At 68.3% G+C, this 12729-nt stretch carries 13 protein-coding genes; 4 read left to right on the plus strand and 9 right to left on the minus strand.

What is annotated here, in order from left to right:
* Position 1: 1 nt before the first annotated feature.
* Entirely contained in the window at positions 2 to 253 is a 252-nt protein-coding gene (locus FHW79_RS11065) for a type II toxin-antitoxin system ParD family antitoxin (protein WP_145673927.1), read from the minus strand.
* A 241-nt stretch (positions 254 to 494) separates the two neighbouring features.
* Between FHW79_RS11065 and FHW79_RS11070 the strand changes: the two genes are divergently transcribed.
* Positions 495 to 668 carry a hypothetical protein gene (locus FHW79_RS11070; protein ID WP_167555932.1) on the plus strand — a complete coding sequence of 58 codons (174 nt, stop codon included), beginning with the start codon at positions 495 to 497 and terminating at the stop codon, positions 666 to 668.
* A gap of 11 nt (positions 669 to 679) precedes the next feature.
* Here FHW79_RS11070 and FHW79_RS11075 read toward each other — a convergent pair whose 3' ends face one another.
* The 6 genes from FHW79_RS11075 to FHW79_RS11100 form a co-directional block, all read right to left on the minus strand.
* On the minus strand, positions 680 to 1573 hold the full coding sequence (locus FHW79_RS11075; RefSeq protein ID WP_247884297.1) for an NAD(P)H-hydrate dehydratase: 894 nt from the start codon (positions 1571 to 1573) through the stop codon (positions 680 to 682).
* Between the two features lie 26 nt (positions 1574 to 1599).
* Complete coding sequence (locus FHW79_RS11080; protein WP_183178966.1) at positions 1600 to 2364, minus strand: histidine phosphatase family protein; 765 nt, start codon at positions 2362 to 2364, stop codon at positions 1600 to 1602.
* A gap of 83 nt (positions 2365 to 2447) precedes the next feature.
* Complete coding sequence (locus FHW79_RS11085) at positions 2448 to 2837, minus strand: hypothetical protein (RefSeq protein WP_183178967.1); 390 nt, start codon at positions 2835 to 2837, stop codon at positions 2448 to 2450.
* Positions 2838 to 2921: 84 nt separating this feature from the next.
* Entirely contained in the window at positions 2922 to 4658 is a 1737-nt protein-coding gene (locus FHW79_RS11090; protein ID WP_183178968.1) for a sensor domain-containing diguanylate cyclase, read from the minus strand.
* A 94-nt stretch (positions 4659 to 4752) separates the two neighbouring features.
* Positions 4753 to 6741, minus strand: a complete 1989-nt coding sequence (locus FHW79_RS11095) for a BCCT family transporter (RefSeq protein WP_183178969.1) — start codon at positions 6739 to 6741, stop codon at positions 4753 to 4755.
* Positions 6742 to 6871: 130 nt separating this feature from the next.
* Complete coding sequence (locus FHW79_RS11100) at positions 6872 to 7111, minus strand: hypothetical protein (RefSeq protein ID WP_183178970.1); 240 nt, start codon at positions 7109 to 7111, stop codon at positions 6872 to 6874.
* A 107-nt stretch (positions 7112 to 7218) separates the two neighbouring features.
* On the opposite strand from FHW79_RS11100, the gene FHW79_RS11105 reads away from it, so the two are divergent.
* On the plus strand, positions 7219 to 8856 hold the full coding sequence (locus FHW79_RS11105; RefSeq protein ID WP_183178971.1) for a lysylphosphatidylglycerol synthase domain-containing protein: 1638 nt from the start codon (positions 7219 to 7221) through the stop codon (positions 8854 to 8856).
* Here the strand turns inward: FHW79_RS11105 and FHW79_RS11110 are convergent.
* On the minus strand, positions 8831 to 10285 hold the full coding sequence (locus tag FHW79_RS11110) for a TrkH family potassium uptake protein (protein ID WP_183178972.1): 1455 nt from the start codon (positions 10283 to 10285) through the stop codon (positions 8831 to 8833). The two genes, FHW79_RS11105 and FHW79_RS11110, sit on opposite strands and share 26 nt — an antisense overlap.
* A 332-nt stretch (positions 10286 to 10617) precedes the next feature.
* Between FHW79_RS11110 and FHW79_RS11115 the strand changes: the two genes are divergently transcribed.
* Both FHW79_RS11115 and FHW79_RS11120 read left to right on the plus strand, forming a co-directional pair.
* Complete coding sequence (locus FHW79_RS11115) at positions 10618 to 10989, plus strand: hypothetical protein (protein ID WP_183178973.1); 372 nt, start codon at positions 10618 to 10620, stop codon at positions 10987 to 10989.
* Between the two features lie 161 nt (positions 10990 to 11150).
* Positions 11151 to 11876 (plus strand): hypothetical protein, encoded by a 726-nt coding sequence (locus FHW79_RS11120; RefSeq protein ID WP_183178974.1) that lies wholly within the window; start codon positions 11151 to 11153, stop codon positions 11874 to 11876.
* Positions 11877 to 11985: 109 nt separating this feature from the next.
* Here the strand turns inward: FHW79_RS11120 and FHW79_RS11125 are convergent, their stop codons facing one another.
* Complete coding sequence (locus tag FHW79_RS11125) at positions 11986 to 12711, minus strand: SapC family protein (protein WP_183178975.1); 726 nt, start codon at positions 12709 to 12711, stop codon at positions 11986 to 11988.
* Between the last annotated feature and the right edge of the window lie 18 nt (positions 12712 to 12729).

Below are 12729 nucleotides of genomic sequence, written 5' to 3' on the forward strand. Positions count from 1 at the left end.
GTCAATCCTCGATGTCATTCAGGATGTCGGCAATGGGGCGGTCGTCCAGGCGGCCAGCCTTCCAATCGTCAATGCCCACCAGAATGGCGCGCCGGAGCATCTCCTGCTTCTCAAGCTCGACGGCCTTTTCCCGATGGAGCAAGCGAAGCGCCTCGCGCACGACTTCGCTCTGCGACGCGTAGCCGCCGCTTGCCACCTCCTTCTCGACGAATGTGGCCAGCGCTTCGGGCAGGCTGATGTTCATGGTCGGCATGGACCACCTCCTTCTTCTGAAGGACATTTCGGGACGATTGGCAATCTTTGTCAAGCTGCCTGGGCTCTTCAAGCGGGCCTGCAGGCGAACCACCGGCGCGCCCTCCGAAATTGCTCACTCGAACGCGCTTTTCTACCCGGCCGCGGTACGCCGAAATCCCGCGCGGCGGCTACCCCCGACTTTAATCGTCGTTAAGAGTTCGGCGCGCATCCTGCCCTTACACACAGATCGGCAGGTCATCATGTCCCAGTACAATCCCGCTGTCGGCACCACCGAGACCGTTTCCTTCCCGCTCCCCCTCACCGCGCCGGCCCCGGCGAAGAAGCTGCGCGGCCTGCCGCTGGTCGCGCTGTGGGGCGGGCTGATCGCCGCTCCCTGGGTCGTCCTCTACCAGGCCGCCAAGCTGGTGTTCTGAGACCGGCGATCCTAGGCCGACAGTTCGGCCATGATCTCCGGCACCTGGGCCAGCAGCTCGCGGGCCAGGAAGCCCAGCGGGCCGCGGCGGGCCAGACGGTTGCCGGCCTCGCCATGCAGAAGGACACCCCAGATCGCCGCCTGGGCCGGGTCGGCGCCCCGCGCGGCCAGCCCGGCGATGACGCCCGCCAGCGTGTCGCCCGACCCCGAGGTGGCAAGCCCGACATTGCCGCCGTCATAGGCCCACATGCGCCCGTCCGGCGTGGCGATGTGGGTGCAGGCCCCTTTCAGCACGACGATCACCTTGTGAAGGTCCGCAACGCGGCGGGCGGCCGCGGGTGGGTCGGCCTCCACCTCCTCCCGGCTTACTCCGGACAGGCCGGCCATCTCGCCGGCGTGCGGCGTGATGATCGTCCGCCCGCCGCGGCGGCACAGCGCTTCGTTGGCGTTGTCCAGTCCCATCAGCGCTTCGGCGTCGATGACCAGAACGGGACCACCCTCCCCGTCCAGCCCGGCGATCAGCGCGCCGGTCAGGTCGGCGACCGCAAGCTTGTCCATCATGCCGGGACCGATCAGCACCGCGGTGCAGCGGGCTGCCCGCTCACACAACATGTCCACGCAGTCTGGAGCGATGCCGCCCTCCGCCGTCTCGCCCAGGCCGAGCACCAGCGCCTCCGGCACGGCGAGCCCGAGATGCGGGGCCACGCTGCGGCAGGTCGCCATCTGGAGCTTGCCCGCCCCGGCGCGCAGCGCCGCCGTCCCGGCCAGCAGAACGGCGCCCGGCACCTCCACGCTGCCGCCGATGACCAGCACCCGCCCCCGCCCATCCTTGTCGGCGCTGTCGCCGGGGTGGGGCAGCGGCATGGACCGCAGCAAGTCGCGCGTGACCGTAATCGACTCGTTCATCGGAACATTGTTCATCGGGAAAGCACTCATCGGACGGCCGCATTGGCGTCGGGCTCGGCGGTCAGCGGCGCCCCGGCCACCTCCAGCGGGGCGACGAAGTTGTAACGGCGAAGCTGCATCCGCCCGCTGTGCCCCTGGGCGGGATCGAAGGCGTATTCGGTGACCCCGCAATTCGCCACGTCGCCCTCGCGGTCGATGGCGAGGATTTGCTCCTCCGTCATGCCTTCCAGCAGGTAGCGCAGGCACAGCACGACGACCTGATGGCTGACCACCAGCACGCGCTGCCCGCCATGGTGCAGGCTGATGGTGTCGAGCGCGCTGCGCAGCCGCAGGATGACGTCGCACCAGCTCTCCCCGGCCGGCGGGCGGAAGTAGAATTTGCCGAGGAGACGGCGGAACTCCGCCTGATCGGGGTGTTCCTGCGCGATGCCCAGCGCGGTCAGCCGGTCGAGGATGCCGAATTCCTTCTCGCGCAGCCGTTCGTCCACCACGAACTCCGTGGGTTCGACCGGCAGGCCACCCCCGGCGTGGATGATCTCCGCCGTGCGCCGGGCGCGCCGATAGGGGGAGGTCAGAACCACGTCGGGCCGCTCGCCCGGCGGCAGCGCGGCGAACCAGCGCGCCAGCGCTTCAGACTGCTGCTCCCCCTGGCGGCTGAGCGGCACGTCGACGTCGCGCTCGGCGATGTCGATCCGCCCCAGCCCGGCGGCGTAGGCGGCGTCGCGCGCGACGTTGCCGGCGCTCTCACCGTGACGGACGACCCAGAGCCTCTGCGGCCAGCGCTGCTGCATGGTGAACGACCCCTTCCCGCCTCAACCAAGGCTTTCAACGGGAAAAAGGCCGTTCCGTCACGCAGCAGCCTGTCTTTCCGCGATCAAGCCGTCCGGCGCTCGAAGATGCGTTCGGCGGTGGACTTGCCGGGGCGCCAAGGCACGATGCTGATGGGCGCCGTCGGGTCGAGGCTGCCGTTCGCCCGCAGACAGTCGATGGCGGCCAGCGGCTCGTCCCCATGGGGCAGGCCGGGCTGTTCGAGCAGATACCGGCGGTGGTTGTCGGTCACCGCCCACCCCGGCGGACGGCCCAGCGGGCTGGTGGCGACCACGCCAATGGGCTCGGAAACGAGCCACGCCTCGTCCGTGACGCTCCAGCCGACGAGGCGGCGTTCGCCGGAACCCGCCCCGGCACCGCCCATACCAGCACCGATGTCGAGCCAGGCCCACTGGCGCAGGCGGGTGGTGCGGTCACCATCGACGCATACGAACATGATCCCATCCTCTCCCGTCAAGAACCGGTCAGGTGGGCATTGTTCTTCTTTTGTTCCGACTCCGCAAGTGGATTCCGCACCCGGTCAGTCCGGATTCCTGCGGGGAATGTCCTTGTAAAAGATATGGGTGCCACGGCCCGCCTGCTTGGCCCGGTACATCGCGCCGTCCGCGGCCACCAGCAGACTGCGGGCGTCCGCCCCGTCGGCGGGGTACAAGGCAATGCCGACGCTGGCGCCGATCACGGCGGTCATCCCCTGCACCGGGATGGGCTGCGCCACCGCCTCCACGATCTTGGCGGCCACGCCCCCGGCGTCCGCGGCGGAGGTCACATCCTCCAGCACGACGGTGAACTCGTCGCCGCCGACGCGGGCCACCGTGTCGCTGCGGCGCAGGCAGCCGGCGATTCGCGCCGCGGCGATGCGCAGCACCTCGTCCCCGCAATCGTGGCCCATCCGGTCGTTGACCGCCTTGAACCCGTCGAGGTCGATGAACAGCAGGGCCAACGGGCGCCCGGACCGCCGCGACCGGGCCAGCGCCACGTCCAGCCGGTCGAAGAGGAGGCGGCGGTTGGGCAGGCCGGTGAGAGCGTCGTGGTTGGCGAGATGGTCCTTCTCCGCCTCGCTCCGCCGCAGATCTTCCTCGGCGGCCTTGCGCAGCGTGATGTCCCGCCCGACGCCGACCAGCCCGAGAAGCTCGTTGCCGGCGTCGCGAATCGGCGCCTTCAGGATCTCGACCCAGATCCGCCCGCCGTCGGGCAGCGGAATGCTCTCCTCGTTGCGCCGCGGCTGGTCCTCGGCGTAGACCGAGGCGTCGCCCGCACGGATGCCGTCGGACATTTCGGGGGGCCAGATCTCCTGGCTGCCCAGCCCGATCAACTGCTCCAGCGGCCGCCCCGTCCAAGAGGCGAAGGCGCGGTTCGCCTTGCGAAGCACACCGTCCCGGTCCTTGAAGAAGACGGCGTCGGGGATGGTGTCGATGATTCCCTGCAACAGCGCGTGCTGCCGCAGAAGCTGCTTCTCCGTCTGCCGCCGCTCGGTGATGTCGCGGGCGATGCCGACGACGCCCAGCATCTTGCCGCTGCGGTCGAGGCAGACGGCCTTCGCGGTTTCCATCAGCACGCGGCGCCCGTCCGGATGGACGAACCACTCCTCGCTGCGGGAAAAGCCCTTCTGCATGGCGATCTGGTCGGTCCGCCGCCGCCGCGCCGCCGTCTCCGCGTCGAACAGACGGTGGTCGGTCAGCCCCAGCGGCGGACGCCCCGCATAGTCGAGCATCGCCCGGTTGACCTTGAGGTAGGTGCCGTTCACGTCCTTGAAGAAGACGATGTCCGGCATCGAGTCGATCAGGCTTTGCAGCATGGCGCGCTCGCGGTCGAGCGCCTCGGTGTCGGTGCCGCCATAGTCCGGATCGGCCAAGGGAGCGGCGAGCTGCGCCTCGTGCAGGATGCCCAGGCGCCCGTCCGGCAGCGCCATGCCGCTGCGCCGCACCCAGGCGGAGACCGGACGGCCCCGGGGGTGGAAAGTCCAGCGTCCCGTCGCCGATTCCCCTTGGGCCTGTGGCGCCCCTTCCGGCTGGTTGCCGAAATCGCGGGCCTGGAAGTCGGCGAGCGATGCGGCGTTCCACAGCTCCAGGGCGGCGCGGTTGCCCCAGACCATCCGCCCGCGGCCGCCATCATGCAGCCAGACCGGCGCCCACAGACCGTCGAGCAGAGGCAGATCGGCAACCGTCATTGCGGCCGTCGCCGGGCGGGCGGCCAACGCACGCGACTCGACGCCGGGGACGCTGTCCCCGGGCTGGTCCTGATCTGCCTGATGACGCATGGTGGTGGCCGCCTCGGCACGAAGAATGCACCGGACGGCTTTCTAGCATAATTCGAGGCAATCTTCTCCTGCTACCGCAAGAGGCCACGCTCTTTCACCACCCCCGCCACTTTCCATACTCCTGCACGAAGTCGCGGACGATTGCTTCCCGTCCGGCGAGCGCCGGCAACAATTGTTTGTGCAGGCCGCCGCGCAGGATCACCTCAACGCGCATCTGCCACCGTTCATCGGCCTCCTTCAGATCGGTGAAGGCGAAGGTCAGCGGGTGATAGGCCCGCGCGCGGATGTCGTAGCTGAACTCCTCCTCTCCGTCGCGCAGGACGGCCAGCCCGGCGTTGAAGGGGCCGACCTCGATGACCGCTTGGCGGCCGAGCCGTTCCAGCTCCGCCGCGATGTCGCGGAAGGCCGGCTCGACCGTGTCGGCGATGAAGCGGGCGACCTCGCGCCGCGCCCCGGCGGCGCCGGGCGGGGCCGCCGCCGCGATGGCCCCCTTGCGCCCGATCACGGCGGCCAGCTGCTGGCGCCAGTCGCCATCGCCCACCGGCTGCACCGGGGCGCCGCCCTCCGACGCGGTGGCGACCCGCGCGACCCGCCGGTCCGGCCCCGCCCGGCGCTCCGCCCGCAGGCTGGTCACCAGCCCGACGCACATCAGCACCATGACCACCGCGAAAGGCAGCGCCGTCGTCACCGCCGCCGTCTGAAGCGCCTGCAACCCGCCGACCAGAAGCAGCACCGCCGCCACCACGCCGCACAGCACCGCCCAGAAGATGCGCGTCGCGATGGGCGGGTCCTGGTTGCCGCCGGACCCGATGATGTCGATCACCAGGGCGCCGGAATCGGCGGATGTGACGAAGAAGGTGACGACGATCAACGTCGCCAGCGCCGAGGTGATCACGCTGAGCGGCAGGCGGTCCAGCATGACGAACAGGGCCGTCGGTACGTTCTCCTGCACCGCCGCCGCCATCCCGCCGCCCTCGAACATCTCCATATGGATCGCCGTCTCGCCGAACACGGTGAACCAGACGAAGGTCAGCGCCACCGGGGCGAACAGCACGCCGCCGATGAATTCGCGGATCGTGCGTCCGCGCGACACCCGCGCGATGAACATGCCGACGAAGGGTGCCCAGGAAATCCACCAGCCCCAGTAGAACATCGTCCAGCTCGCCTGCCACTCCGCCCCGGTGTAGGGCAGCGTGCGGAAGCTGGTGTAGGGCAGCGTCCACAGATAGCGTCCGATGCTCTCCACCAACGTGGACAGCAGGAACACCGACGGGCCGAGCAGGAAGACGAACAGCAGGAGCAGGAGCCCCGCCAGCATGTTCAGTTCGCTGAGCCGGCGGATGCCGCGCCCGACGCCGCTGACCGCCGAGGCGGTGGCGATCGCCGTGATGACGGCGATCAGCACCATCTGCTGCACCGTGCCCACGCCGACCAGCCCGAGGTAATCGAGCCCGGCGTTGATCTGCATGACCCCCAGCCCCAGCGAGGTGGCGATGCCGAACAGCGTGCCAACGATCGCCACGATGTCCACCAGATGGCCGGGCCAACCGCTCAGCCGGTCGCCCAGCAGCGGGTAGAGCGCCGACCGGATGGTCAGGGGCAGGTCGTGCCGGTAGGCGAAGTAACCGAGCGACAGGCCGACGACGATGTAGATGCCCCAGGCGTGCAGTCCCCAATGCAGGAAGGCCAGATTCATCGCCTCGCGCGCCGCGTCGGGGGTTCCCGCCTCCCCGACCCGCGGGTTGGCGAGATGCAGCACCGGCTCCGCCACGCCGTAGAACAGCAGGCCGATGCCCATGCCCGCGCTGAACAGCATGGCGAACCAGGTCAGGTAGCTGAATTCCGGCTCGTCGTCGTCCTTGCCGAGCTTGATCGAGCCGTAGGGACTGAAGAACAACCAAAAGGCGAACAAGAGGAAGCCGGCGACGGAGAGAATGTAGAACCAGCCGAAGTTGCCGACAATGGCGGACTGGAGAGCGGAGATTTGCTCCCCGAACGGTTCGGTGAAGACGCTGGCGAGAAGGACGAACAGGAGAATCAGCCCCCCTGCGGTGAAGGAGACGGTTTTGTTGATCCCGTTCATGGTTCTTCTCCGGGTTCGGGCAGCGCACCCGAATCCGAGGCGCGGCGTCTTGGCCCACACAACGGATCAATCCGGCCGGAGTTTCCAAAAAATCGCCGCGCTCATGCTTCCGACGACCGGCGCCAGCGGTCTATTCCGGACGGGCGCCGCCTTTGCGGTCCGCGCGGAGGCGCCGCCGCAGGACCAGCGCGTACCAAGCCAGCAGCACCGTGGTGAAGAGCGACAGGGTGAAGGACACGCCGTCCGGCCGCAGCCCATAGCCCGTGGCGCCGCCGAACAGCGTCACCGAGCTGTCCCACAGATAGGCGAGCAGCAGGATCAGCGTGTTGGTCCCCGATAGGCCGGTGGCGAGATAAAGCACAAGATGCATCCGTTGCCTCCCGAAGAGCCCCGCCCGGCCATGCGCTTTTTCGTTGCGCGGTGTTGTTCTTGTCCGAAGCCCCGTCATCCTAGGCGCCCGGAGCGATCCTGTCAGCCATGGCCAACACCGAAAGCCCCCCGACCTGGACCCAGCGGCTCCTGCGCTACGGCACGGGGGTGCTCATCCTGGCCCTGCTGGCCGGGGCGCTGGTCATCCTGAACCGCTGGCTGGAGCAGTACAGCGTCGCCGACATCCGGCAGGCGCTGAACCGCATCACCGGCGTGCAGCTTCTCGCTGCCTCGGCGGCGGCGGCGGTCAGCTACTGGCTGCTGACGCTCTACGATCTTCTGGCCCTTCGCCATTTGCGGCGGCCCCTGCCCTACCGCTGGGTGGCCTTCACCGCCTTCACCAGCTACGCCTTCAGCCACAGCCTGGGCTTCGCCAGCATCATCGGGGCGACGGTCCGCTACCGCCTCTACGCGCCGCATGGGCTGGGCGGGGTGGAGGTGGCGCAGGTGACGCTGTTCGTCGTCACCACCTTCATGCTGGGGCTGGCGACGGTGATGCCGGTGGTCATGCTGATCGACCCCACGGCGCTGAAGGCGCTGCATGTCCCGCCGGGAAGCGCGTTTCTGCTGGGGCTGGCGGCGTTGGTGGTCCTGATCGCCTACGCGGTGGGCGGCTTCTGGCTGCGCCGGCCGCTGCGGGTGTTCGGGCACGCCATCGCCTTCCCCCGCCCGTCCATCGCGGTTCGGCAACTCCTGCTCGGGCTGTGCGACCTGTCGCTGGCCGCGCTGGTGCTCTATCTCTGCCTGCCGCCGAGCGACGCGGTGAGCTACGCCGACGTTCTGGTCGCCTTCGGGCTGGCGCTGGTCGCCGGCATCATCAGCCACGTGCCGGGGGGGCTGGGGGTGTTCGACGCCATCGTCCTGGTCAGCCTGACCCCGGCGATGCCCGGCAACGACGTGATGGCGGGTCTGCTGGTCTTCCGGCTGATCTACTATCTGGCGCCGTTGGTGATCGCCGGGCTGATGTTCGGCGGGGTGGAGGCCTTCCAGGCCCGGCGCCGCATCGGCGGCCTGTCGCGGGAAATCTCCGCCGCCGTCAGCCCGGCGGTGCCGCTGGTGCTGGCCGCCTGCATCTTCATCACCGGCGCCTTCCTGCTGTTCTCCCGCGCCACGCCGGAGGAGACGCTGCCCGCGCCCTTCGACGCCACGGCGCTGCCGCTGGTGGAGATGTCGCACTTCACCGGCAGCGTCGCCGGGGTGCTGCTGATCCTGCTGGCCCACGCGGTGCAGCGGCGGCTGCACGCCGCCTGGGTGCTGTCGCTGGTGCTGCTGGCGACCGGCTGCGCCTCGGCCCTGCTGAAGGGCGGCGACTGGCCGGAGGCCATCGTGCCGGGACTGATCTTTCTGGCCCTGCTGCCGGCCCGCAAGGAGTTCCACCGCCGCGGCAACATCCTGCGCAATCCCCTGACGCCGAGCTGGTTCATCGCGACCGGCGTGGCGCTGGCCAGCGCCTTCTGGCTCGGCCTGTTCTCCTACAAGCACATCGCCTTCAGCGACGAGCTGTGGTGGCATTTCACCCTGCACGGCGACGCCTCCCGCTTCCTGCGGGCGTCGGTGGCGGTGGGTGTGATCGCGCTCGGCGCCGCCCTGGTCCATCTGGTATCGGCGGCCAGCCGCGACCCGCGGGAGCGCGAGCGGGAGGAGAAGCCCCCCGGCCCCCTCACCGCCGCCAGAAGGACGGACTGAGCACGACCAGAATGGTGAAGAACTCCAGACGCCCCAGCAGCATGCCGGCGGCCAACGCCCATTTCGCCCCGTCCGGCATGGTGGCGTAGTTGCCGACCGGTCCGATGGTCGGGCCGAGGCCGGGGCCGACGTTGCTGACCGCCGTCGCCGCCCCCGACAGCGCGGACACCACATCCACCCCGAGGAAAGCGAGCACGAAGGCCAGCACGAACACCGACATCAGATAGACGAAGCCGAAGCTCATCACCGAGATCATCACGTCGGCGCTGACCGGCTTGCCGTTGTAGTTGAGCGGGATCACCAGATTGGGGCTGTAGAGGCGGCGCTGGAGCGCGCGCAGCACGATGAACAGGATCTCGAACCGGAAGATCTTCAGCCCGCCCGAGGTCGATCCGGTACAGCCGCCGACGAAGGTCAGGATGAAGAAGACCACCGACGCCAACGGCCCCCACCGTTCATAGTCGATGGAGGCGTAGCCGGTGGTGGTGACCACCGAGACGACGCTGAAGGTGGTCACGCGGATGGCGTCGTCCCACGGCACGCCCCGCGTCAGCGTCAGCCAGACCGACATGCCGAAGGACACCACGGCGAGGAAACCGAGGTACCAGCGGATCTGCGTGTCCGCCCAGAAGCTGGCCGCCCGCCCCTGCGCGAGGCTGATGAAGCGGACGAAGGGCATGCCGCCCAGCACCATGAAGATCACCAGCACCCATTCGATCGCCGGGCTGTTCCAGCTGGCGATGGACGCGTCGCGGGTGGAGAAGCCGCCGGTGGACACCGCGGTCATCGCGTGGTTGACGGCGTCGAACCAGGACATCCCGGCATAGGCGAGCATCGCCGTGCAGACCGCGGTCAGGCACAGGTAGATCCAGCCCACCGCGATGGCGAGGTCGCTGGCCCGCGGCGTCACCTTGTCCGACCGGTCTGAGGATTCCGAGCGGAAGAGCTGCATGCCGCCGACCTGGAGGAAGGGCAGGATGGCGATGGCCATGCCGATGATGCCGATGCCGCCCAACCATTGCAGCAGCGACCGCCACAGCAGCAGCCCCGGCGCCAACCCGTCGAGCCCGGAGATCACCGTGGCCCCGGTGGCGGTGAGCGACGACATCGCCTCGAAATAGGCGTCGGCCGCCGACAGGTCGATCTGCGACACCATGAAGGGCACGGCGGCGAAGGCGCAGATGACCACCCAGGACAGGGCCGTCAGCAGGAAGGCCTGCCGGAGGTTCAGCGCGATCCTGTCCATACGGTTGGCCAGCATGAACTGGACGCCGAAGAACAACGTCAGGGCGAAGGCGATGGCGAAGACCATCCAGTCCGGATTGCCGGCCGCCAGATCGACGGTCATGGGAAGCAGCATCGCAACGGCCAGGACGCTGAGAAGCGCGCCGATGATGAAGAAGACGGGGCGGGTGTCGAAACCAGTCATGCACGGGCCATAGCCGATCGGAATTGCGGCCTAAACTGTCACGATTGCGCCCGCTCGGCATTGCCGAAGCGCGACGCACGGCGATTTTTCCATCGGATTACCCCAAAGGGCGTATTCGGGCCGGCCAAGCGCTGTCAATTCACCCACTGAGCACCACCATACTCCGAAAGATGTCTGGAATCGGGCCGGATGCGCCCCCGCAAAGAGGGGCGCGGGACTGGACGGCGGGGGACATCCTGTGCACACTCCGCCCCGACGTACGGCTCAAATCGTCGAGCCTTCCCGGATGATCGGGACCCGCGGGGAACTGGAACAGACAATGGACTGGCGGCGTGCTTTCGGACGATGCCCTGATCTTTCTTCAGCATTCAATCAAGACGGTGTGGACTCTGGAGATCCTGCTGATTTTACGGCGTGATCCGGATCGGGCGTGGAATCCAGAGGAACTCATTCGCGAATCACGCGGCAGCACGCTCATTCTCCAGGAAGTCTTGGCGAATCTTCATCAGGCTCGATTGATCGATACGGACGGGGACCATCGCATCCGCTACCACAGCGCGACTCCGGCCCTGGAGCGCCTTGTGGGGGAAATCGCCTCCGCACAGGCACGGCGCCCGGCGGCGGTCACGAAGGCGCTGCTCTCCGTGTCGTCGGACAAGGTCCAGAATTTCGCCAACGCGTTCCGCGTCGGAAAAAGGACGTGAGGGATCGATCACAATTCACCCCGGAGCCAAGTCGGATTTTGCTAAACTCTCGTTCGAAGTAACGACAATTGCCGCGCCGCTTCATCCGGAAGAGAGGCGGGCGGCGGTGATTGGCTTGATCCGCCGACCGAATGGCTTCGATGTCCTGTGGAGTTTCCATTATGCCGTTTCACCGACCGGCCCTGGGGCTGACCCTTGCCGCCCTCGCCCTGGCCGGAACCCTGGCGGGCGCCGCCCAGGCCGCAACCACTGATCGCGGCCCTGCTCCCGCCGCCCCTGCTCCCGCCGCTCAAGCCGCTCCGGCCACCACCGCTCCGGCCGGCGCGGCCGAGGCTGCCCCCGCCGCGAAGGTGACGGGTTTCCGCTCGGCGCGCTTCGGCATGTCCGGCGACGAGGTCGCAAAGGCCATCGCCAAGGATTTCAAGATCGAGGGCAAGGACATCCGCCGCGAGACCAACGCGACGGAGCGGACCACCAGCCTGATCGTCAAGGTCGACGATCTGCAGACCGGCGCCGGCCCGGCGGTCGTCGCCTACATCCTCGGCCACTCGACGCAGAAACTCTTCCAGGTGAACATCCTGTGGGGCGGCGCGGTGAATCCGAAGGTCGATCCCAATGCCCTGGTCGGCGCGGCCAACGCGCTGCGCAACTATTTCGTGGGACAGGGCTACCGGCAGGAGGGGATGCTGCTCAACGCGCCGGTCGGCGACGGATCGCAGGTTGTGGTCTTCCGCGGCACCGACAGCCAGGGGCGCATGAGCCTGCTGACCCTCGCGGTGCCGCCGAAGCCTTCGGACGACACCCCCGCCCTGCCGCCGTCGATGCAGCTCTCCTACATCGAGAAGCCGAACGAGCCGGACGTCTTCAGGATCGAAAAGGGGTTCTGATCGCCGGCCTTCGCCGGTCCGGAAAGGAAAAAAGGGCGGCGCCGTCGTGGCGCCGCCCTTTCCGTTTGAGCCGAAGGCGTTTGATGGAAGCCATCAGACGCCTTCGGTATCAGCCCCGGCGGGCGAGGCGGTCGACCAGGCCCGACCAACTGCTGACCGAAATCAGGTGGGCGTAGACCAGCCCCAGCCAGCCGCGGTCACGCCATTCCACCAGCGTCTCGGCGGGAAGCTGGTTGAAAGCCGCCTCGTCAATCACGTTGAAGCCGGCGAGGCTCAGCCGCTCGCCGTTGTTCAGGGTGATGTCGGCGCGCTTCTCCGACATCAGGCCGGCGTTGGTCACCGCCTCGACGAACTGCGCGGTGAAGGCGTTCTGGGCCTGGACTTCCTTGACAAACTCCAGGGCGTTGTTGGTCAGGGCGGACGGCTGCCCGTCAACGAAGAAGGGGTTGTCCCGGCCGGGGACGACGGCGTCCGCCGCCTCGTCGATGCACAGGGTGAGCTGGGACTTGTCCTCGCTCTCCAGGAAGATGAACGGATAGCGGCGGACATAGGCAGGGATGTAGGCCCCCTCCTCCCACGCGCCGTTCGCGTCGACGAACAGGTTTTCACCCGAACGGAGGCCGAGCAGCGCCACCGGCTGAACCACCGGGCCTTCCGAGAACAGGATCGGGAACTGCTTGCAGGCCGCGGGAAACTCCGCCGCCATCAGCGGCACCGAGTTGGTGCCGGCCGCGAAGGCGAAGTTCGGCTCGCTCCGCAGCGACAGGTCGGCGTCACGGGCGGCCACCAGCGGACGGGGGCTCTTGTAGAACAGGGGCAGGGTCGGTTCGGTCATCGTGCGCTATCCAAGGGG

Source organism: Azospirillum sp. OGB3 (assembly GCF_014192915.1).
In the GTDB taxonomy this organism is placed as follows: Bacteria; Pseudomonadota; Alphaproteobacteria; order Azospirillales; family Azospirillaceae; genus Azospirillum.